We start from the raw sequence: 22457 nt of genomic DNA on the forward strand, positions 1-22457 counted from the left end.
AAGAAATTAGACGAGGCAGGGCGTGCCAATGTATCTTAACAAGCGCATGTTGTCGGACTGGCTTTCCGCTGCGCTCCAAACCAGCCGCAAATGCGGGCGTTAGGTTTTTTGATGCCATGAATAATCAAACTTTAAAAATACTTAATGATCTAAAAATATCTATAGATGAATCTATGCGTCACTATGAAATATGGTGGGAACTTGGGTATTCTCAGAATAGGATACAGTTTAAAGATCAGTTTGCATCACAACGATTTAATCACTTTTTACATGCATCATATGAAGCCCATGGAATAACAATGTATTTAGCTTTTGGAAGAGTATTTGATTCTGATTCACGTTCATCAAGTATCGCTTCTCTCAAAGAAAATTTAAGATTATTTGGTCACGCTGAATTAGTTAAAACTATTGAAGCCCAGTTGAAACCTCACGCCAATCTAGTCAAAAAAATATTAGATATTCGTAGTAAAACGATTGCTCATTCTGATTTGTCGCACTCCGAGAATTCTGTGTTCAAAAGCAATGCAATAACACCTGATGAATTAAAAGAATTGATTCATCAAATTAGAGAAACATATTACGATGTGTTGCGATATTTCAGTCTAACAACAACGCAACTTGAAGATGGCATATTTAGTGAGTCAACTTTAAATATGCTCAAACAATTACAAACCTAACAAATAATTATTGTGGGACAGCTACGCGGCCCGCAATTAGAAGTTATCTCCATAGAAATTTTAATCCGAAACTGACGAGTTAGAGCAAGGGGTCTATCACGCTTTTGTCCAAAATCTTGTCCGGTAAGGATATCTATTCCTCGTTGTCTGATCATTTAACTGAGCGTAACTAATTCTGCATTCGTAATAAATGCCAAGGTTAATAAACCATATTTGACAGAATGAATGGCTAAAAATTATCTATAGCTTAATCGAGAGTTATCTTGTTTTGAATGCTCATTTTTATACTCATTTTTATACTCATTTTAATGTCAGTGGCGCTATATCTTCCGTAGTAAATCCAAATATCACTTAAAGTAGCAAACTTAAAAGGCGTTTTGCGGGAGCACTGATTTGGTTTTTAAGCATTACCACACTAAAAAATACGTTTAGTTTAGGCATATCGATGGGGGTTATTACTCGTACCGCATGCTTAATATCATCATCAAATAAGGTGATTTGTGGTGTTAATGCGACAATTTGAGAGTGTAATAGGGCGCCTTTTATCGGCGGGAAAGAGTCGTAATGTAATAATCCCGAAAAGTCATTGCGATATTTATTAAACAGATCGCCAAATTGTTCACTGACGCCATAAGGTAAGTTTTTGGGTATGGCGAGTGGATATTTACGAATATCTTCTAGGGTTAAGCGATCTAAATACGTCAACGGATGTCCAGCTCTGGTACAAAAAACCGCTTCAAAAGAAGGTAAATTAAAGGATTGTATCGAGCTTTCGTGGCCAATAATCTCACCTTCAACATCAGTAATTAATAGTGTGAGTTCTCCGCGTAGCAATTTTTCCAGTTGTTGTTGCCAGGTACCAACTTCGAGATCGATATGAATGTCTGGGTATTGCTCAAAAAAACGTCCGAGAATCGGCCCTAGAATGGTATTTGCCGGTACAGGGCTTGCACCTATTGATAAATAGCCACTGCTCTTACCCTGCATATAGTGTAATTCTTTTCGAAGGGCTTCGACGTTTTGCAAAATATGCTGACTATGGCTGAGAACGAGCTCCCCAGCAGGGGTTAAAGAAGTTGATTGATTTCCCCTCAGCAACAGCTCTGTACCCAGTATATGTTCGAGTCGTTGAATGCTTCGGCTTAATGAAGGTTGAGCAAGATTTAATTTTTGGGCAGCTTTTTGAAAATTACGCTCTTTGGCTAAAATCTGGAAATTTTTAAGATGCTTAAACTCAATCACAAGTTATTTGTCAAGTAATTACAACATGTGTGCAACATACCCTTGTGGCTCAGTATCGACAAGTAGACGTTGGTGACAATTTGTATCTTTATCTTCATATGAATAATTAACAATTATGAGTAAGTGTTTGTTTTGATTTTTTAATTATTTGGCGCTGTTCTCGTATAGTTTTTTGTCATCAACTGATACGTAAAATGCATTGGCTTTAAAGTATTGCTGACGGTAACTATTCATTCTGCAAATAACAAATTTGCAACATAAATCTAACAAGGAATGAGTAATGAAATTGAAGAAGATCAGCATAATGACCTTTGCGGCGCTATATGCGACCGGAATAGGGACGTTAGTTGCCAATCCTTTAGATAGGAACCAAGCCGAGCAAAAACTTATTGGTATCAAGCTGGCACCCGAACAAATATTAGCCAATAAAAATAAACCAACCCATCCGGCTTTGAATCGCGCTAATAGACCGGGTCAAATTGGTATGAACGTCCATCGCGCTGTAAATGGGAGTAGCAATAAGGCGCCATTTGCATGGGAAAAGGACATTGATGGAACGCATACCTATATTATTCAATTAATGGATGCTCCTGTTTCACTTTATCAGGGTGATAGACCTGAGTTTGCCGCCACGTCGCCTCGTAGCAATCAGCCCGCAATACGTTCTAATGAGCGTTTTGGGACAATCGATTTAAAGAGCAAAACCGTTAAAAACTACCAAGCTTTTTTAACGCGCTCTCAGAATGAAACCGCTAGCCAAATCAAGCGTGTTGCGCCAGATGCTGAAATAAAGCGTCGCTTTAATGTGGCACTAAACGGTATGACCATGGTGTTAACCCAGGAGCAAGCCGCTGAAGTAGCTAAGCTGCCCAATGTTAAAGCGGTGACTCGGGCGAAGGAATATCAATTATTCACCGATGTCGGCCCTAAGCATATTGGCGCTGATATGATTTGGCAGGGCACGAGCACTCCCGACGGCGTTGCGATGCGTGGTGAGGGCATTATTGCCGGTATTATCGACACTGGGATTAACTCAGATCACCCGTCTTTTGCCGCAGTTTCGGCAGACGGTTATAAGCACGTCAACCCATTAGGCGAAGGCAATTATCTGGGCGACTGCCAAGAATATCCTTTGATGTGTAACAGTAAGCTTATCGGTGTACGTTCTTACGATATGATTACCGATACCTATAAAGATCCGATTTTCCAACCCGATCTGCCACCGTGGGAAGTGGATTATAAACGCCCGCCCAATGGTGAAGATTACAACGGCCATGGTTCACATACTGCCAGTACCGTTGCGGGTAACGTGCTCTACAATGTGCCCTTTAAACTGAGTGGAACTGATGAAAAATCAGATGGTTTTGATACCTCTTTAGTCTTCCCCGAAATTTCTGGCGTTGCCCCAAGAGCCAACATTATAGCCTACCAAGTGTGTTATCCCGGTGGTGGTTCGTATGGCGAAAACTACGGTGGTTGTCCTGGCGATGCATTAGTCGCTGCTATTGAAGATGCCATTATCGACGGCGTCGATGTGATTAACTTCTCTATCGGTGGACTTGAAAGTCTGCCTTGGTACGATGCCGTTGAAATGGCGTTTTTAGCTGCGCGTGAATCGGGGATCTCTGTTGCCGCTTCGGCGGGTAACTGGGGACGCTATGGCCCTGGTTATATCGACCATGTCTCGCCTTGGTTAACATCCGTTGCTGCCAGTACCCATGGTCGCCAAATTGAACCTGTTGAAGGCTCGCTCACTTTTGCAGGTGAAAACGCACCTAATAAAATGGCAGGTTATGCCGTAACGGGAGATATCACTGGCCGTTTAGTTGATGCCGCAACCTATAGTGATCCACTGTGCTTGGCTCCTTTCCCAGCTGGCACATTCAATAGCGATGATATCGTGTTATGTAAGCGCGGTGAAAATGCTCGCGTACAGAAAGGTGTTAACGTTGCTGCGGGCGGTGCAGGTGGGATTATTTTATATAACGCCGTATCTTGGGACGATGGTACTGGCGCGAATAGCCTAAATTTAAACCCTTTCCCTATCCCTGGAATGCACATCGACGCGGCATCAGGCAATCAGCTTGTTGAATGGATTGCCAACACCACAGAGCCTAAAGTCACCATCACTGCGGGTAAGATTATCACCACTGAGCGCGAAGCCGATGTGTTAGCTGACTTCTCCTCCCGTGGTCCAAGTAGCACTAACCCCAATGTAATGGTGCCAAACGTGTCAGCCCCCGGGGTGGACGTGTTTGCTGCTTATTCTGACGAAATGCCTTTTAGCTTGTATCCCTCACCGAGTGATTATGAAGCCATTAGTGGTACTTCTATGGCAGGTCCACATGTGGCGGGCGCTTTAGCGTTATTAACCCAAGCGCACCCACAATGGACGCCTGCGATGATCCAGTCGGCACTGATGACCACCGCCGTGTTAGGTAAAGCTCCAACCTACGATAATCCGCCAAAATTAGTGGATGCAGCTTTCTACGATATGGGTAGCGGAGTGATTAACGTAGCCAGAGCGGTAAAAGCGGGTCTGGTGATGGATGAAAACGGTGACAATTATCGCGCAGCCAACCCCATGGAAGGTGGCGATGTGACCGCGTTAAACGTGCCTTATTTAGTCAATGCGGAATGTAAAAGTAGCTGCACTTGGATGCGTACCTTTACTGCCACGACAGACGGTGAGTGGAACGTGAGTGCGACCGAAATTACCACAGAAGGCGCGCCTTTCCTTGAGCTAAGTGTTTATCCGCAAACGATTAAGTTAAAAGCGGGTGAGCAGCAAAGTATTATGGTAACGGCGAAAATCCTCGATGTAACCTCTGTCAACGCTAACTCTTCCTCAAACGAAGTGTTTGGTAAAATTGACCTGAAACCGACGGATGCCAGTTTGCCAGATCAATACTTGCCCGTAATGGCACGTTTTACTGGCTCTAGCTTGCCTGAAATTGTCGCAGGAAAAATCCACCGCGATACTGGCACTATGTTGACACCAGAGTTAATGACCAAAGAAATCAGCGCGCTGAATGTCAAAGTGAGTGGCTTAACCGCAGGTACAGTCACAGAGCACAAACTTAATGCCGCCTATGTTGACTTTACAAAGCCTGAAACAATGGAAAATAATCCGGGTGTTTCGGTGCATTTCTTTGACGTACCAGAAGGCACTCGCCGCATCGTATGGGAAGAAGTCTCTGCAGATAATGCCGCATCAACGTCTTTAGATATTGGTATGGACTTGAATAGCAACGGCAAAGTGGAATGGTATGACGAGGCGATTTGTTACTCCTATACCGATGTTACCGACTATTGCGCGATCAATGATCCAACGCCAGGCCGTTACTGGGTGATGTTAGGTAACTTTAAGCGCCCATGGGGAGACGAGATTGATACCAAAGACAGCATTAAAGCGAGTCTGGCGATTATCTCCGACACTGATACTAAGCAACTGAATGTAACAGGGCCAGCAAGTACCAATGGTATCGATCCTTACCAATTGCAAATGAACTGGTCTGTCACAGGCAGTAAAGCGGGTGATCGCTTATACGGCTTGGTTGAAGTCGGTAATGGTGCGCAAAACGTTGGCAACATTGGCAAAATGGCCGTGCATTTAGTACATGAGGGCAATGATGTCAGTATCACGACCAGCCAACAACAAGCCAAAGAAGGCGATGTTGTTGAGGTTAAGATGCTGATGGCACCAAACCTACTCGGATTAGAGCGCGATGTGAATATTGCCTTAACACTGCCTGAAGGTTTGCAATTATTGCCTGACACGCTAAAAGCGAACAGCAATAACCAAGATCTTAAAGCTGGTCTCACTGTTGCTGCGCAGCAAATTACTCTGAAAGCGATGCAACAAGCGAGTAATGCGCAAAAACGTCAATACACCTTTACCACCAGCGAGACCGACGAGAGCTGTCGAATTCCCATCGGTTCAAATCCTTATTATTTGGATTTATTTACCGAGGCTGGAATCGCGTCTGAAGCGGCAATTGCTGGTCGGGTGAATGATACGGTAACTGTGCCATTAAGCGCATTTGGTATTGATCGTATCCCGCTGTATAACAATCCAGAGGAGTATTCACACAAAGATACCTTAAGTATTTCTCCTGGTGGATTTATTCAGCTCGATCAACTGCCACTGTTTTGGGCTGCTCACTATCCAATGGAAGAGCAATATTTCCCCGATACTGTGATTGCTCCGTTATGGCGTGGAGATGGTGTTACCATCCCTGAATATAATTTGGATACCGAAAGCATGGACGGCGTATCGCTTGCTGTTACCAATGACCGACGTTATCTGATTGTTGAATGGGATAATATGCGTCAGGATTTTGCCTTTGGTATTAACCATGATCCTGATTACGATGCCCGTTACAGTTTTGAGCTATTAGCCTCAACTCAGCTTAATTTTGCCCCTGGTGAACATGAGTTTATTTTTGCCTATGACAAATTAACCGGTAACAAAGCGCATTTAGGCTCAATTGGTTTACATGGTTACTATGGACCACGTGGCACCTTTGGCCCTGCGTATGGTTATATCGGTGATGGCTTTGCCTTTAACGATCTGGATAAGAAAATTGCAGAAGGCTTAGTGGTCTGTGCTAACTACACTGGGCCTGAAGCGACAGCAATCGAACTATCATTCTCAGCCCGTGTTGGTGCTAAAGCGGTAGGTCAAGATCTGCAGATTATTGCTAAAAGTGATTACACTGGCAGCAGTAGTGTGACCTCTAGCGGAAGCCTCAAAGTACCTTCAAACCTTGCGATAGGTGCACTCGGCAATATGTCTGTTGCTGAAAACACCAGCATCAGTTTTGAGGTGCTAGTGCAAGACAAAGAAAATACCGCTAATGGTATCCAAGTCACAGGCGCGCATATCACCTCAGTTGTTAATGGTAACCAAGTCACCATCACTCCCGAAAAAGATTGGCACGGTACAACCACTGTCACAGTGAAAGCCTTTGATAAGGTTTATCAAAATGACATGGTGCAAACGAGCTTCAACTTAGTCGTGAACTCTGATGGTGTGGAGCCAACGCCACCAACACCTCCAACACCACCTGTTGAAGAGACTAAAGAGAGCGATGGCGGTAGCTTGGGCTGGCTTGCTGTCCTGATGCTTGGCTTGATGGCCGCATCACGTCAAAAATGGAATGTTAATAAGTAAACTTCACCTTTAAGTAGTACCTTGTCTTTGGGCCTTCTAACGGAGGCCCTTTTTTATGCGTCCAAGTGTGGATTGTCATCGGCCATAAATGATGTGTTTATCCCACATTAATTCTTCGTTACAAGCCTTGCTATTAAATCTATTAACAATTTCTCAATGTCCGTGTAGTTTAGATAGCTTATAAAAACAACAATAGGTTATCGCTATGACTGTATCCTCGGTATCGCGCGCTTTATCAACATCTTCTGTCGCCACATCCTTTGCACCTTATGTGAGTTCATTCGGTGTGAGTACATCAAAATTGGCCAAGAGCTTACTGGCTTCCATCGTCACTTTGAGTTTAATGGGTGTAGGCTTAAGTTCTGCCTATGCGGCGCAGCCCGATGCGGCTAAGCTGGCGGCGGGTGTGGAGCAAAAGGTGCTCGACTGGCGCCGAGATTTACACCAGCATCCTGAGTTATCTAATCGCGAGTTTCGCACCAGCAAAATTATCGAAAAGCATCTGAAATCCCTCGGATTAGAAGTACAAACGGGCATCGCCCATACCGGGGTTGTTGCTATCTTGAAAGGCGAAAAGTTAAAGGGCGGTAAGCCCGGCCCTTTGATTGCGATCCGCGCTGATATGGATGCCTTGCCCGTGACCGAAGTCGTCGATGTGCCCTTTGCCTCTAAAGCGACAGATACCTATCGCGGTCAAACCGTAGGGGTGATGCATGCCTGCGGCCACGATACCCATGTGGCCATGCTGATGGGCGTGGCCGAGAACTTAGTGAAAGTGAAGGATAGCCTTGCCGGCGATGTGATGTTTATCTTCCAGCCTGCTGAAGAAGGTGCGCCCGATGGCGAAGAGGGCGGCGCGGAATTAATGCTCAAACAAGGGCTGTTTGCCAAGCGTAAACCCGACCAAGTGTTTGGGATGCATGTGACCTCGAGTATGCCAAGCGGCATGATTGGGGTGCGCAGCGGCCCAGCAATGGCGAGTGAAGATTCCTTTACGATCAAAGTGAAAGGTCGCCAAACCCATGGCTCGCGTCCGTGGAATGGTGTCGACCCTATTGTGGCCGCGGCGCAAATTATTACCAATGTGCAAACTATTGTCAGTCGTCAGGTGGATATTACCAAAGCGCCTGCCGTGGTGAGTTTTGGCGCGGTCAATGGCGGCATTCGCTCGAATATTATTCCTGATGAAGTCGAGTTGATTGGCACCATCCGCACCTTTGACCAGCCTATGCGTGCCGATATTAAGGTGCGCTTGGCCGAAATCGCCGAGTTATCGGCAAAAACCTTAGGCGCCACCGCGACAACCGAAATCCATCAAGGTTATCCCGTGGTGGTGAACAATCCCGAATTGGTCGCCAGTATGCGCCCCGTGCTTGCCAGCGTGGTTGGCGATAAGATGCTGATTGAGCCTGGATTAATCACAGGTGCCGAGGACTTTTCCTTCTATGCCTTAGAGTCCCCTGGGATGTTTTTCTTCCTCGGGGTGACGCCAAAGGGCACCGATCCTGAAACGGCGGCCAGTAACCATTCGCCAGCATTTTATGTGGATGAAAGCGCGTTAAAAGTTGGTGTTGAGGCCATGACTAAGGTTGCGCTTACGGCACTTAAGGCGCAATAAACCGCTTAAGCCTTATTCCGTCAGCTTTTCGGTATAACTTGAGCTTACAAAAAATTGGGCGGGAAGATCTTTTCGCCCTTGATTTGTTAATCAATATGCCCTCTTATGTGAATTTTTACAGCAAGGAGCGAACAAGATGAAGCGCACGCTATCGGCGCTGGTATTGGCGATGGGACTCTTTAATCCCTTGAGCCAAGCTCAGGCCACCACGGCAGAAGACATTAAGAGTTTCACGCTAGATAACGGCATGAAAATCATGGTGCTAGAGGACTCTTCTATTCCCAATGCCAACATGTATCTATTTTGGAAAGTCGGTTCCCGTAACGAAGTCCCGGGCATTACTGGTATCTCACATTTTTTCGAGCATATGATGTTTAACGGCTCGAAAAAATATGGCCCTAAGATGTTCGACCGTACGATGGAAGCTGCGGGCGGGGCTAACAATGCCTATACCACAGAGGATATGACGGTTTACACCGACTGGTTCCCAGCCAATGCGCTAGAAACTATGTTCGACCTCGAGGCCGATCGTATCGCCAACTTGGATATCAATCCAGAAATGGTGGAAAGCGAGCGTGGCGTAGTGCAGTCGGAGCGTTCAACTGGGCTTGAAAACTCTAACTGGAATACCCTCGAAGGCGAAGTTAAAGGCGTGGCCTTTTTAGCGCATCCCTATTCTTGGTCTGTGATTGGTCATGAATCGGATATCGCCGCTTGGACCTTGGAAGATTTAGTGCAATACCATAAGACCTATTACGCGCCAAACAATGCGGTCGTGGTGATTGCGGGTGATGTGAAGCTTGCCCAAGTTAAAGCCTTGGCCGACAAGTACTTTGCGCCTATTCCTGCGCAAACACCGCCAAAGGCCGTGCGTACCGTGGAGCCTGAGCAAAAGGGTGAGCGCCGTACCTTTGTTCAAAAAGCCTCGGTCAGTACGCCTAATGTGATGCTGGCTTACCATATTCCGGCAGCGACTCACGCAGATTTTTATGCGCTGGATTTATTAAGTTCGATTTTAAGCCAAGGCAATAGCTCGCGTTTATATCAAGCGCTGGTGGATAAACAAGTGGCCTTAGAAGCGCAAACCTATATGCCGATGTCGGTCGATCCCAATCTCTTTTACGTCATGGGTGTAGCTACGCCAGAGGTGAAAGCATCGACGCTAGAGCGGGGGCTGATTGAACAAATCGATGCCATTGCGACCCATGGCGTTAGCCAGCAAGAGCTAGATAAAGTTAAAAATATCAAGTTGATGGATTTTTACCGCGCGATGGAAACCATTAATGGTAAGGCCAACACTATCGGCACCTATGAAATGTATTTTGGCAGTTACGACAAGTTATTTAATGCGCCAGAGGCCTATAACAAGGTAACGCCTGCGGATATCCAACGTGTTGCCCAAACCTATTTACGCAAATCGAATCGCACGGTCGCGGTATTGGCGGCAAACGAGGAGAACTCTCAATGAAATCGATAGCAATGAAACTCTCCTTTGTAAAATCATCCTTTGTCAAATCATCTTGGCAACCGACGAAGTTATTGGTCGCATTGGCCCTAGGCACTAGCTTAGCCTTATCCGGCTGCGTCTCCACCACTGCATCCAAACGCGTCGATACCGGCAGCTTTGCCATGCCAAGTTACGACAAGTTAGTGCTAGATAACGGCCTTACAGTGTATTTAATGCCACAGCGCGAAGTGCCGTTGATCACCCTAAACGCGGTCGTGCGTGCAGGGGCGGTAAACGACACCACAGCAGGTATCGCCCAAATGACCGCCCAAGGTTTACTCCTTGGCGCGGCGGGTAAATCCAAGGCCGAGATTGAGCAACAAGTGGATTTTCTCGGCGCTAGCTTAGGGGCCGAAGCCGATAAAGAAGGTAGCTATCTGGCCGCCGATTTTATGGCGAAAGATACCGATGTGATGCTTGGCCTATTCAGCGCCGCGCTATTAAGCCCAGACTTTGATTCAGCAGAATTCGACAAGCTTAAGCAGCGCGCCATTGCGGGTTTACAGCAGGATAAAGAAAGCCCGCGCGCCGTGATTGGTCGTTACTTCGACAAACTGGTGTTCGGTGCTCATCCTTACGGTAATGCCTCATCGGGTAATCGTGAGTCACTTGAGCAAGTCACAGTGTCGCAGCTGCGCGCCTTCCATAAAAGCTACTATCAACCCGCCAATACCGCATTAACAGTGGTGGGGGATTTTGATGTGGCGGCGATGAAGGCCAAGCTAACTCAGACTTTTGGCCAGTGGAAAGGCAGCGAAAAACTCGTTCAGCCCGACTTAAACCAAGGTTTGCCTAAGTTAACTGAGGCCAAAGTGCTGCTGGTGGATAAGCCAGATGCAATGGAAACCACCTTTGTTATCGGCGGTTTAGGCATTAGCCGTGATAACCCAGACTATGTGGGGCTAACGGTAGTGAACACGATTTTAGGTGGTCGCTTTACCTCTTGGCTGAACGATGAGCTGCGGGTGAATGCGGGGCTAACCTATGGCGCGCGCTCCGGCTTTAGTCCTTATACCGACTCGGGCGTGTTTACCATTAGCACCTTCACTAAGACGGAAACCACTCAACAGGCGATTGATTTAGCCCTGAAAACCTATGCTCGTTTATGGGAAAAAGGCGTCGACCAAGCGACTCTGGATTCGGCTAAAGCCTATGTTAAAGGTCAGTTCCCGCCTAAGTTCGAAACCTCGGGCCAATTGGCAGGACTCTTATCTGGCATGTATCTGTACGGCTTCGATGATAAGTTTATCAACGAGTTCCAAGCTAAAGTGGACGGTTTAACCTTAGAAGAGACTCAAAGGTTAGTGAAAACTTACTTCCCGCAAAAGGACTTACAGTTTGTGCTGATCGGCAACGCCAGCAAGATTGCGCCTATCGCGGCCAAGTATGGCCAAGTGCAAACCGTTGATATTAATGCGGTGGGTTTTGGTCAATAACCACTGGCGTTAGTCTATTTCGCCCAATAAAAAGGTCTGCATAGTGCAGACCTTTTGCTTTTCTGTTCTAGGTTCTAGATGTTATTGCGCACCGGGCTTGGCGTAGTGAGCCATCCAATCTTTCACTTGGTTATACCAATAGATGGAGTTGTTAGGCTTCATAATCCAATGGTTTTCATCGGGGAAATAAATCATCCGCGATTCAACATTACGGGTTTGTAGAGTACGGAATAGCTCAAAACCTTGGCCGACAGGCACACGGTAATCGAGCTGACCATGGCTGACTAAGGTTGGGGTGTTAAAGTTGGCGGCAAAGTAATGGGGTGAAATCGCTTTATACAGCTCAGGATTATCCCAGTAGTTACCAAAGCGGGTGCTGTGGACGGCAAAGTCGGCCGACATTTGTGCGTACATGTCGTACACCGCGGCATGGATCAGCAGCGCCTTAAAGGGATGTGGCTGGCCTAAAATAATCGAGGTTAAGTAGCCCCCATAACTGGCGCCGCCGGCGACCATACGATCGCTATCGATCCAGCTTTGTTGCTTAAACCAGTCTGCCGCTTTGAGTACGTCTTCGAGGGATTTGTTTTTCCAATCTGGGTTAATGGCATCGGCAAACTCTTGTCCAAAGCCGCTAGAGCCGTGGAAGTTTGGCCACGCGGTGACATAACCCCAAGAGGCAAAGGTTTGCGCATTCCAGCGGTAATGGAAACCATCGCTAATGGCGTTGTGTGGGCCGCCGTGGATTAACATAAACAGCGGATACTTTTTGCTGCGGTCGAACCCGGGAGGATAGTGCACCCACATTTGAATGTCTTGGCCTTGGTAACCTTTGTAGGTGACCGACTCATAGGTGCCTAAATCGACATCCTTTAAAATATCGTCGTTAAACTGTTCTAAACGCTCGGTTTTACCATTGCGAGGATTGATGCTGACTAAACGCGCTGGATACAAAAAGCTTTGATTGGTCGCAATCAACTGGCCATCTTTAGCGATAGCAGGTTGGCTAAAGTCGGTAGCTTGGGTGATGGCCTTGGCCTTACCGCTCTTGGCATCGATATGGTAAATACGGTTAGTGGCGGCATCATCAATGCTGGCATAGAACCCCTTGCTGTCGGGTGTCCAGTTGAAGTCAGACACTGAGCGATCCCAATCCGCGGTGAGCGTGGTGAGTTTGCGACTGCTTACATCCAGCAGCATTAGCCTTGCCGTATCGGCATAAAATCCGGGGATTTTTTGGCGAGTAAAGGCGAGGGTTTTGCCGTTAGGGCTAAATGTTGGGTTCAGATCCGGCGCTGGGTTATCTGGAGTGATGTTTTCAGCCTTGCTGCTACCGATGGTGGCGAGGAACAAATCTAACTTAGGATCAACCCGATTATCCGAACCATAGGCGCTGAAGGCGATTAAGCTCTCATCGGGGGAAATATCATAACTTGAGCTGCTTTGGCTTGAGCGTGGCAGTTCATGGCCTAAAGGCTGAGTCACGGCTTCAACCGCGCCGCCTGTGGCTGGGATCCTAAATACATGGGCCTGACGACGCTCATCTAACCAATGATCGAACTGCGAATAGGGCAGCGCATTCCACTGGCGGGCGGAGACTTTATTATCTTTATCTGTCTTAAGCTGGGCCTTCATTTGCTCCCAATTCTGCTCAGGGAAGATATTGCTGATAAAATACAAATGCTTGCCAACCCACTTGATGCCATTGACGCCGGTGGGGATATCCGTGAGTTTGCTGGCTTCACCTGGGCCATCCATAGGTAACAGGTAAATTTGGCCCGCGTCATCATCGTTACGTTCGCTGATAAAAGCCAAGGTTTTACCATCTGGCGAAAACACCGGCTCGCTGACTTTTAAGCCTTTGGCGGTAATCGCACGGTTATTTTTACCTTCACCGTCGAAGCGCCACAGTTGGGTTGAACCTTTGTCTTCCTTAAGGTCGTACTCAGTCACAGGCGCAATAATATGCTCGCCCGTGGAGGATACCACTGGGCTACCTATGCGTTTGAGTTGCCAAAGTAATTCGACTGAGAGTGGTTTGCTTGCTTCTGCAAATGCCGTGCTGAAGGGCATGAGTAAGCTAAGCAGTAAGATGCCTGCCTTTTTCACTAGATGTCTCCTTATCATTCAGAGCGTTATTGTTATTTTTAGCTATTAATCCCCAAAGTATAGAAACTGAGCATGAAATCAAACTGAGTCTATCGGTGGCAAGAGTGACTTTTATGTAAGTAACTGTAACCACTGAGCACATTTTGATGGCAAGGTATGTTGGGTATGGCGAAAAGTGTTATGGCGTATTTGTGGCTAAGGTGTTTTAACGCTAATGTATTGGGAGATTGAAATAGGACTCGAATATGGCGTTAATCATCCCGCAAAAACTGGGCAAGCTATTGATCAAAAATGTATTGATACTCGCCTTGGGCTGCTTGGCTATCTTTCCTGCGCAAGCCGCTAAGGTCAGTTTTAAAGCCTTTTGCCCGCAAATGGTGGGGCAGTGGCAGGGCAATGCCGCTAAGGCAAGTGACACCCCTAGACAAGTGACGGTCAATGGATTTTGTTCCCATGATCAGCGCCAGTTGCTCCTCTCCGTAAGTGTCGGTACGCACGCTCCCTACAGCGAGACATGGTGGTTTCGAGAGCAAGGCGAGCAAGTGCTGTTAACCTACTACGACGGTGTCTCGCAGGAAAAGCAGCAACTCTTTAGTTTATATCAACAAAATGGCGATTATTCCTTGCTGGGCGAGGGAGTCGTGAATGCGCGCGCCGCCTTAATCCAACTGTTATTCGAAGCTAAATCGCCCCAAGGCGCATGGCAGTGGACGCAAAATATCCAATATTTAGACGATGATATCGACCGCTATCAGCTATTTCGTGGCATAGAGATGACGCCTTTTGCGCCATCTCATTAAGCCTACTTATTCATACTCGACAATACGCAACTCACTTTGGGAAAAAAGAGTTAGATTCCTGACTATAATTTTTGAGTTTCGGATTAAAATTTCGTTGGAGATAACGTTGGCAAACGCGGCCGAGTAGCGAGGTCCAGCCCGCATGCGGGCTACGCCTCACGGCCTTGTTATGAGGATTACATCGTTACAGAACCGCACTTGGGACATTTATACTTGCCGAGATCATGAAATGTTCTTGGAAGCTCGGACTCAGGAATAAGCTTACCAGTATCACTGTAACATTTTGCACAAAAAGGACCAGAAGCCAGCCCCTCTCTAGGCGATTTCAAAAAGTAGTGTCCTTTCTCAAAAATAACTTCATCAGCTTGATCTAGCTGATTTTCCAACTTTTTAATTTTCAGTTTGAGTTCCTGATTTTCCTCGCGCATTTCAGACATTAAAATTTTTGCATCCGATAGAGCTTCAATCAGTTCTGCAAGCTTGAGCTTCACTTCTGCATCTTTTAACGAAGAATCAATATTTCTAAGCTCTTTCGTTATTTCTAATGCCATTTTTATCGAGGTTAGACCTGCGGATATTGCTCCTACATCTACCATCTAAAAAATCTCCATATTAATCCACATAACGCCCGTTTAAGGGGCAGACAACGCTACTACAAATTTTCCGCATAAAATAAATCTGGTCACCCATCTTAAATCAACAACATAATGCACTTTCAGTTTGCCTACAACTTGCCCGAGTCAAAATGGCTTAAGTAAGAATCATCAACAGTCGCAGGGACTAAATGTAAGACAATAAATTACGCTAATTCCTTCTAAAATGTGGTATTTAAAACGAGGTATATCGTCCCATAGTGATTGGGAGTTGCTGAGATAAGACTACTTTCGGAGTGATGTAAGCCGTTGTCAGTTGCAGTGAAATTGCTGGCATATTGTCACAAAGTGTGGTCGTCGAGCCTATAGGGACAACTCTGTTAAATACAACTGCGGCGTGTTACGGGAGAAACAATGACAACTCACACCTAGTGGCAAAGGTATCTGGCTTGGTGTGAATTGAGTTAAAGCAATCTTTCTGCGTGGATGGCTGTGTGATTGGAAAATTGGCTGGTGAAGTCCAGCCTAATCCTCCTGCGTATTAAATTGCGCCTTCAAATCCGAGCTGACGCCAAGCTTCGTAGCTGATAATCGCCACGGCATTGGAGAGATTGAGGCTGCGGCTGGTGGCCGCCATGGGGATGCGTAATCGCTGCTCGGTCGGGATCGACTCGATAATCGACATAGGTAAACCGCGGGTTTCAGGGCCAAATAGCAGCACGTCATCCTTAGCAAAACTGAGTTCAGTATGCGGGCGGCTGCCCTTAGTAGTACAGGCCATAATGCGTTTGCCAGCCATGGCCTCGAGGAAGGCCTCAAAGTTTTTATGGCGAGTCACATTGGTTAAATCGGCATAGTCTAGGCCCGCGCGGCGCAGTTTTTTCTCTTCAAAATCAAATCCAAGTGGCTCAATTAGATGAAGTTGGCTGCCGTTGTTTGCGCAAAGGCGAATTATATTACCCGTGTTGGGTGCGATTTCTGGCTCATAGAGTGCGATATGGAACATGCTTGCCCGCCTATAAAAAATGACGCCCGATTATACGGCAAACAAGCCTTAAGCGCAGCTCTGCGTGCGCATATCTAAAGCGGCATAAACGCGAGTTCCTTTTTCTTTTCTCCCTATTAACCTTATCTCAGCACTTGCCTGTTTTATTCTCTCAAAGTAATATATCTCAATATCAAGATACTTTTTAAGAAGTCATTATGCCCTTTGTGATTGCGTTACTCGCCCCTGTGTTTTGGGGGACCACCTATGCACTGGTGAGTCTTTACTTACAGGAGATGTCGCCCTACTGGGTGGCGGTTTGGCGTGCGCTGCCTGCGGGCATATTGCTGCTGATGCTGCGCCCACGTTTACCAACGCTGGCTTGGTCTAAATTAAGCTTGCTGGCGTTTTGTAATATTGGCGCCTTCTTTGCGCTGCTGTTTATCGGTGCTTATCGGCTACCGGGTGCCGTCGCGGGTACGCTGGGGGCGACATTGCCATTAATCTTTTTGATCCTCGCTTGGCTGATTGATAAAAAACGCCCGGGGATGAAGTGGTTACTGCTCGGCTTAATGGGACTAGGTGGGGTGATTTTATTGCTTAATCCCTCGGCGGATCTCGACCCGATTGGTGTCCTATGTATATTGAGCGCGACGACTCTGATTGCCTTTTCTTCCCGCTGGATGCAGCGCTGGGATGTGGGTGACTTTTTAGTGCTCACCGCTTGGCAACTGTTTTTGGGGGGATTGATGTTGATCCCGCTGGCGTGGTTTATGGCGGGGCCGCCACAGATACCGAGTATGAATGTGGTTCCCTCGTTAATCTGGCTTGTTATTGCCAATACCGCGGTGGCTTATTGGGCTTGGCTCTGGTCGATGCGAAATTTAGGACCAGAAATCATGGGGATGGTAGCTTTAGTCAATCCCGTGGTTGCCGTATCATTAGGCGTATTGATTGTGGGTGAAACCTTAGATATGCGGCAGTGGGCGGGGATTTTAGTGATTTTACTGTCGCTGCTGCTGATGAAGTTGCCGCAAAAATTGAGGTGGAGTCCCTTAAAAGCGAGGGGTTAAATGCTAAAACACTTAGACTTAAACTTACTGCCCGTACTAGAAATCCTTCTCGAGGAGCAGAGTGTCACGGCCGCAGCGGCGCGGCTGCATTTGAGTCAGTCGGCGGTGAGCAAGCAATTGACTCGCCTGCGCGAAGTGTTTGATGATCCCTTATTCGAGCGTACCGCTTACGGGCTAAAGCCGACGCCCAAGGCGCTGTCGCTGGCGCCCGACTTACGCCAATGCTTACAGCAATTAGCGCAATTTACTCGGCCCGATAGTTTTGAGCCCGCCTTAAGCCAAAGACAATTTCGAATGCATCTGGTCGAAACCACCTATTCGCTGACCTTTCCACATTTTATGCCTTCGCTATTGGCGCAGGCGCCCGGTGTGAGCATCAATTGCCAAACCTGGCGGCTCGATACCATGGACAGATTGCTGCGTTGCGATATCGACTTGGCTATTGGTTGCCGCGAATGGGATGAACGTTCGCCCATGCATGTTAACCATATTCCTGACGATCTCCATTATGTTGAATTAGTTCAGGATTACATAGTGTGTCTGATGCGCAGTGACCATCCTGCACTATCGCAGGAATGGAATCTCGATACCTTTTTAAGCTATCGCCAATTACAGGTCGCCTTTGGTGGCTTGGAATATTGGTTGTTAGACGATGTGCTGCAAATCCAAGGGCGTAAACGAGATATTGCGGTGAATATGACCGACTTCCAGAGTGCGCTTGCCCTGTGTGAGCAAAGCGATTTGATTCTCTGCGCTCCTTCCCGTTATGCCTTAGCGGTGATGAAGTCGTTTGATCTTAAGTATTTACCCTCGCCGATTAAACTGATCCCCGGTGCGTATTTGCTGATGTGGCATAAGCATTTTGAACACGATCTCAGCCATAAATGGTTACGGGAGCTGATTATTAACAAAGTCAGCGCTTCGCTCACTAACTGATATCTGCCCCAGTGTTTAGCCAAGCTTGCAATTTGGGCAAAATCGCCTGACCATCCGCCAGTCCTTGGTGATATACGGCGGTCACTTTATCGATATTGCGGTCAAGTCGTGAGAGATTAAGTGGTGCAGCAGGGCGGATCACAAAGGTATGGCCGCTGGCAACACTTTGGGCGAGTTCATCGAGGGAGTGGTTATAACGTTGGTGGCGTACTTTGAGCGCAGCGGCCACTGCTGGATATGTTTGATAACGCTTGCGAGCTAACCAATTGAACTTCATCGGCGATTTTCGATAGTTTGCGTCCTGAGTCAGGATCACCACCTGCCGCTTATAGCCCTCTTGCTGCGCCTTCGCTACCGGAATGGGCGCGGCGATACCGCCATCGAGGTAGGTTTGGTGGTTTATCCGATAGGGATTGGCCATAAAAGGCAGGCTAGAGGAGGCGATCAGCACGTCGAGCAATTTGTCGTGCTCCTGAAAATCGGCCATGCCAAAGTAATCGGTTTGTCCTGTCTGGCAATTAAATGCCCCGACCTTAAACTCGGTTCCACTGGTTAAAAAGGTTTTAAAATCAAAAGGCAGTAGCTCATAGGCCATGCGCTTATAGGTAAAATCGGTATTGACGTAATTACCCGTGGCCAACCAGTGGCGTAGCCCCATGTAGCGCTTATCCCGCAGATATTGCTGCTGAATTTTTAAATTGCGGCCAAATTGGCGTGAAACATAAGAAGCGGGATAAATCGCCCCCGCCGATACACCTATCACATAGGGGAAGTGCAATTGTTGCTGCAAAAAGGCATCTAACACGCCGGCGGTATAAATTGCCCTCAGGCCGCCGCCTTCTAACACTAAGGCCACATCTTGCATTACGTTACTACTGCTTAATCAAATGGATAAAACAGCATACTCTAACTCACCTGATAAATGAAACGCCTGCCAACAAGCGGTTAGGCGGGGATGGCTAATCTTGGCGTGTGCACGCAGGCGCTGGACTGAGTCAGTGATGCAGGGGGCGGGCTAAAATCCATCTGGCTAAAATATTGACTGAGCGCAGTGATGGCTTCTTTCACTTTGGCGGGCTGTTTGTCCCGCGCCGAGGTCACGCTGTAAACGCTGTAGGTGCGTAGCGACCATTCGGGTAAAAGTGTTACCAGTTGGCCTGATGCAAGGTATTGATGCACCTCGGGCTCTGGCAATACGGCATAGCCCAATCCATCGAGAGTGAGTTGGATAAGCGTCTGCATATTATTGACGTTGATGCGCTGGGCTGAGAGTTCGACTCGCTCTTGAGTCTGTAAATGGGTTAAGAACTCGGGCTTAGCATAGCTGTGGCTAATACGGTTGAACCCTTGTAATTCGTCAGGGTGTTGCAGGCTCTGATGCTGGGGAATATAGCTGGGGGCGACACACAGTAACATACGCCAATCTGCCAAGGGGCGAGCAATAAGGTTCGAATCCGATAGAGGGCCGATGCAAATTGCCAGATCGATTCCTTCATTAACTATATCAATTGGGCCGTCCTGCAATTGCAGATTGAGACTGATCTGCGGGTGAGCCGCCAATAAATGCGCTAATGGCTGGCTGAGTAAACCACCGCCAAAACCGACTGGTGCGGCGATTTTAAGCTCCCCCGAAGGCGTGCCCTTTAATGCGTGCAGCTGTTGTTCGGCGCTTTCTACTATTTTTATGATTTTAATGCAGTTTTCATAGAATAACGTGCCCGCCTCTGTGAGTGTCAGGTGGCGGGTATTACGGTGAAACAGACTAATTCCCATATCCATTTCAAGCTTTGCGACTTGTTGGCTCACCGCCGATGAACTCAGATTAAGCTGTGTTGCCGCAGCGCTCATCGAGCCTTTTTCCGCGATGGCGGCAAACACGATCATGCCCTTGACCATATTTCTATTCATTCTTAAGCAACTCTTACAAGTGATTACTCAAAGTCTAACTTGAGCCGATTGTAACATAGGGATACATTGCCGTATTGAAAATTATTATCATTTAGAAAGCCGTTAAGGGAGATTCGTTGGTTATGTTGTTACGTCGTAAAAAGATCCTCGCACAGCTAGTATCAACCGCATTATTGCTACCAGCCACTCAGGCTTTGGCGGATACCGCACCCGATCAAGACAAGATGATGGAAAGAATTGTCGTTACTGCGTCAGGGTTTGAGCAGCAAGTACGTGACGCGCCCGCTTCTATCAGCGTCATCACCCGAGAGGATCTTGATACGCGTTTTTACCGTGACTTAACCGACGCCATGTTAGAAGTCCCCGGCGTGGTGGTGACTGGCGGTGCCGACCGTCGGGACATTAGTCTACGGGGCATGGGCAGCCAGTACACGTTGATCCTCGTCGATGGTAAACGCCAGTCTTCCCGCGAGACCCGCACCAACAGCGATGGTCCAGGTGTTGAAGGCGCTTGGACGCCGCCGCTCGCCGCAATCGATAGGATTGAAATTGTCCGCGGCCCCATGTCATCGCTTTATGGCTCTGACGCCATTGGTGGGGTGATCAACATCATTACCCGTAAAGTGCCCAATGAGTGGCAGGGGGAACTGCGCCTCGACACCACGCTGCAGGAAAAGTCGGCCTCGGGCAATGTGTATCAGGGCAACTTTTTTGTGAACGGTGGCTTGATTAAAGATCTGCTCGGCGTGCAGTTATACGGCCAATATACCCAGCGTGAAGAAGATAATATCTACGGTGGTTACCGAGGCCGTGATGCGGATAATCTCACCGCCAGATTTGCCCTTACGCCGAATCAAGACCATGACATTATGTTAGAAGTGGGCGTAGCCAACCAAGAACTGGACAGCACCTTAGGGAAAACCGTTGCGCCATTAGTGCCGGGGGCCAGTTGTGGCCGCAGTGGTTGCCCTGCATCGTCGACAACCGAGTATGAAAACAGCACGATTTCATTGTCGCATACCGGACGTTGGGACTTTGGCACATCGGATACTTATATCAAGCACGAAGTGTACGATAACAAGTCCCGCAAGATGAAAATCAAGAATACCGATGCTCAAACCAGTGTGATCGCCACTTTAGGTGAAAGTCATACGGCAACCTTTGGTGCTGCTTTCAATTATCAAGATCTCACCGATGAAACTGGTAATCAGGTCAGTGACTTAACCGATATTAGTCGCCGTCAATGGTCGGTGTTCTCAGAAGATGAATGGCGTATTGTCGATAATTTTGCCTTAACCTTGGGCCTGCGTTTAGACGATGATGAGAACTTTGGTGACCACCTTAGTCCACGGATTTACGGTGTTTGGGGGCTGACCGAGCACACTACCTTAAAAGGCGGTGTGTCGACGGGCTTTCGGGCGCCGAGCCTAAGGCAAACCGTGCCAGATTGGGGGCAGGTGAGCCGAGGCGGCAATATGTATGGTAATCCGGATTTGCAACCCGAAACCTCAGTGAACTATGAGTTAGGCATTTACACGGATCTCACCGACTCCATCACCACCAGTGCTGGCGTGTTTTATAACGAGTTTGAGGACAAGATCACTCGAGTTGCTTGCCCTGCGACTCAATGTACCGATGGGCCGAATCAGTTTGGTTCTGACCCAACCACCTATGTGAATATCGATGAGGCGGTCACCCAAGGGGTTGAGTTCAGTATCGACTATAAAATCCTCAGCAACTTGGCGCTCACGGGTAACTACACTTATACCGATTCGGAGCAAAAAACGGGCGCTTACAAAGGGAGTCCATTGAACCAGCTACCTAAACATCTGGTGCAATTGTCGGTTAACTATGAGCCGATAGATAAGTTAAGCACTTGGCTGCGGGTTAACTACCGTGGTGAAGAGAGCCAACCAACCACTGGGCCTTCCTCAAGCAGTTTGATTGCGCCTTCCTATACGCTGTTAGATTTGGGTGCGAACTATCGCGTTAACGACAGCATTAAGTTCAGCGCAGGTATCTATAACGCCTTCGATAAAGAGATTACTCAAGATGAGTACGGCTATATTGAAGATGGTCGCCGTTACTGGTTAGGTATGACCTATAGTTTTTAACCGCGCTTAAAATTAGTCGCTTAATACAAAAAGCCAGCTTTTAGCCTGTCTCTTGATCACAAGTCTTCGTGATTGAGAGACATGGCCAATTCGTAACCCTCAAGGATGGTTTGTAACCTAAACCATCCTTCCCACAATACCTCTACACAAGCCCGGCCTGTCCGCTTGGTATCTTTCCAACCCCCTAATCTGGCCAGACGCTCGTACGCCCACTGCATATCGGGTGCCTGTTGAGGTAACGGACGTCCCTCCATTTTCAGCCAAAGTAATTTCCACGCTTTCT

15 protein-coding genes and 1 pseudogene are annotated in these 22457 nt (G+C 47.4%); 9 read left to right on the plus strand and 7 right to left on the minus strand.

The window, feature by feature from the left end:
* The first annotated feature begins 116 nt into the window (after positions 1-116).
* Positions 117-677, plus strand: a complete 561-nt coding sequence (locus MMG82_RS04405) for a hypothetical protein (RefSeq protein ID WP_144345280.1) — start codon at positions 117-119, stop codon at positions 675-677.
* A 351-nt stretch (positions 678-1028) separates the two neighbouring features.
* Here the strand turns inward: MMG82_RS04405 and MMG82_RS04410 are convergent, their stop codons facing one another.
* Complete coding sequence (locus MMG82_RS04410; RefSeq protein WP_050991407.1) at positions 1029-1919, minus strand: LysR family transcriptional regulator; 891 nt, start codon at positions 1917-1919, stop codon at positions 1029-1031.
* Positions 1920-2199: 280 nt separating this feature from the next.
* On the opposite strand from MMG82_RS04410, the gene MMG82_RS21560 reads away from it, so the two are divergent.
* The 4 genes from MMG82_RS21560 to MMG82_RS04440 all read left to right on the plus strand — a co-directional run bounded on the left by MMG82_RS21560 (position 2200) and on the right by MMG82_RS04440 (position 11656).
* On the plus strand, positions 2200-7095 hold the full coding sequence (locus tag MMG82_RS21560; protein ID WP_277622151.1) for a S8 family serine peptidase: 4896 nt from the start codon (positions 2200-2202) through the stop codon (positions 7093-7095).
* 205 nt (positions 7096-7300) lie between these two features.
* On the plus strand, positions 7301-8713 hold the full coding sequence (locus tag MMG82_RS04430) for an amidohydrolase (RefSeq protein ID WP_088586311.1): 1413 nt from the start codon (positions 7301-7303) through the stop codon (positions 8711-8713).
* Positions 8714-8849: 136 nt separating this feature from the next.
* Positions 8850-10181: a pitrilysin family protein gene (locus tag MMG82_RS04435; RefSeq protein ID WP_088586310.1), complete on the plus strand. Its 1332-nt coding sequence runs from the start codon at positions 8850-8852 to the stop codon at positions 10179-10181.
* Positions 10178-11656 (plus strand): pitrilysin family protein, encoded by a 1479-nt coding sequence (locus tag MMG82_RS04440; protein ID WP_241406522.1) that lies wholly within the window; start codon positions 10178-10180, stop codon positions 11654-11656. Before MMG82_RS04435 ends, MMG82_RS04440 begins: the two co-directional genes overlap by 4 nt.
* A gap of 81 nt (positions 11657-11737) precedes the next feature.
* Here MMG82_RS04440 and MMG82_RS04445 read toward each other — a convergent pair whose 3' ends face one another.
* Positions 11738-13765, minus strand: a complete 2028-nt coding sequence (locus MMG82_RS04445; RefSeq protein WP_088586308.1) for a S9 family peptidase — start codon at positions 13763-13765, stop codon at positions 11738-11740.
* A 245-nt stretch (positions 13766-14010) separates the two neighbouring features.
* Here MMG82_RS04445 and MMG82_RS04450 point away from each other — a divergent pair, with 245 nt between their 5' ends.
* The gene (locus MMG82_RS04450; RefSeq protein ID WP_240292651.1) at positions 14011-14565 is read left to right on the plus strand and encodes a hypothetical protein; all 555 of its coding nucleotides are present in this window, start codon (positions 14011-14013) and stop codon (positions 14563-14565) included.
* 176 nt (positions 14566-14741) lie between these two features.
* On the opposite strand, the gene MMG82_RS04455 is transcribed toward MMG82_RS04450, so the two are convergent.
* Together MMG82_RS04455 and trmL are read right to left on the minus strand one after the other, a co-directional pair.
* Positions 14742-15161 (minus strand): hypothetical protein, encoded by a 420-nt coding sequence (locus MMG82_RS04455; RefSeq protein WP_241406523.1) that lies wholly within the window; start codon positions 15159-15161, stop codon positions 14742-14744.
* Positions 15162-15699: 538 nt separating this feature from the next.
* A complete protein-coding gene (gene trmL, locus MMG82_RS04460) occupies positions 15700-16164 on the minus strand; it encodes a tRNA (uridine(34)/cytosine(34)/5-carboxymethylaminomethyluridine(34)-2'-O)-methyltransferase TrmL (RefSeq protein WP_099457270.1) in 465 nt (154 codons plus the stop codon).
* 197 nt (positions 16165-16361) lie between these two features.
* Between trmL and MMG82_RS04465 the strand changes: the two genes are divergently transcribed.
* Both MMG82_RS04465 and MMG82_RS04470 read left to right on the plus strand, forming a co-directional pair.
* Positions 16362-17216: an EamA family transporter gene (locus MMG82_RS04465; RefSeq protein ID WP_241406524.1), complete on the plus strand. Its 855-nt coding sequence runs from the start codon at positions 16362-16364 to the stop codon at positions 17214-17216.
* Positions 17217-18152, plus strand: a complete 936-nt coding sequence (locus MMG82_RS04470; protein ID WP_241406525.1) for a LysR family transcriptional regulator — start codon at positions 17217-17219, stop codon at positions 18150-18152. It abuts the gene before it with no gap.
* On the opposite strand, the gene MMG82_RS04475 is transcribed toward MMG82_RS04470, so the two are convergent.
* Together MMG82_RS04475 and MMG82_RS04480 are read right to left on the minus strand one after the other, a co-directional pair.
* The gene (locus MMG82_RS04475; protein ID WP_099457271.1) at positions 18145-19017 is read right to left on the minus strand and encodes a patatin family protein; all 873 of its coding nucleotides are present in this window, start codon (positions 19015-19017) and stop codon (positions 18145-18147) included. The two genes, MMG82_RS04470 and MMG82_RS04475, sit on opposite strands and share 8 nt — an antisense overlap.
* An 80-nt stretch (positions 19018-19097) precedes the next feature.
* Positions 19098-20060 carry a LysR family transcriptional regulator gene (locus MMG82_RS04480; RefSeq protein WP_241406526.1) on the minus strand — a complete coding sequence of 321 codons (963 nt, stop codon included), beginning with the start codon at positions 20058-20060 and terminating at the stop codon, positions 19098-19100.
* Between the two features lie 122 nt (positions 20061-20182).
* On the opposite strand from MMG82_RS04480, the gene MMG82_RS04485 reads away from it, so the two are divergent.
* Positions 20183-22174: a ligand-gated channel protein gene (locus MMG82_RS04485; protein ID WP_241406527.1), complete on the plus strand. Its 1992-nt coding sequence runs from the start codon at positions 20183-20185 to the stop codon at positions 22172-22174.
* A gap of 56 nt (positions 22175-22230) precedes the next feature.
* On the opposite strand, the pseudogene MMG82_RS04490 reads toward MMG82_RS04485, so the two are convergent.
* Positions 22231-22457 (minus strand): annotated as a pseudogene (locus tag MMG82_RS04490) (IS4 family transposase); the annotation flags it as partial.

Origin of the sequence: Shewanella sp. MM_2022_3, assembly GCF_022557375.1 — a bacterium.
GTDB classification, from domain to species: Bacteria; Pseudomonadota; Gammaproteobacteria; order Enterobacterales; family Shewanellaceae; genus Shewanella; species Shewanella xiamenensis.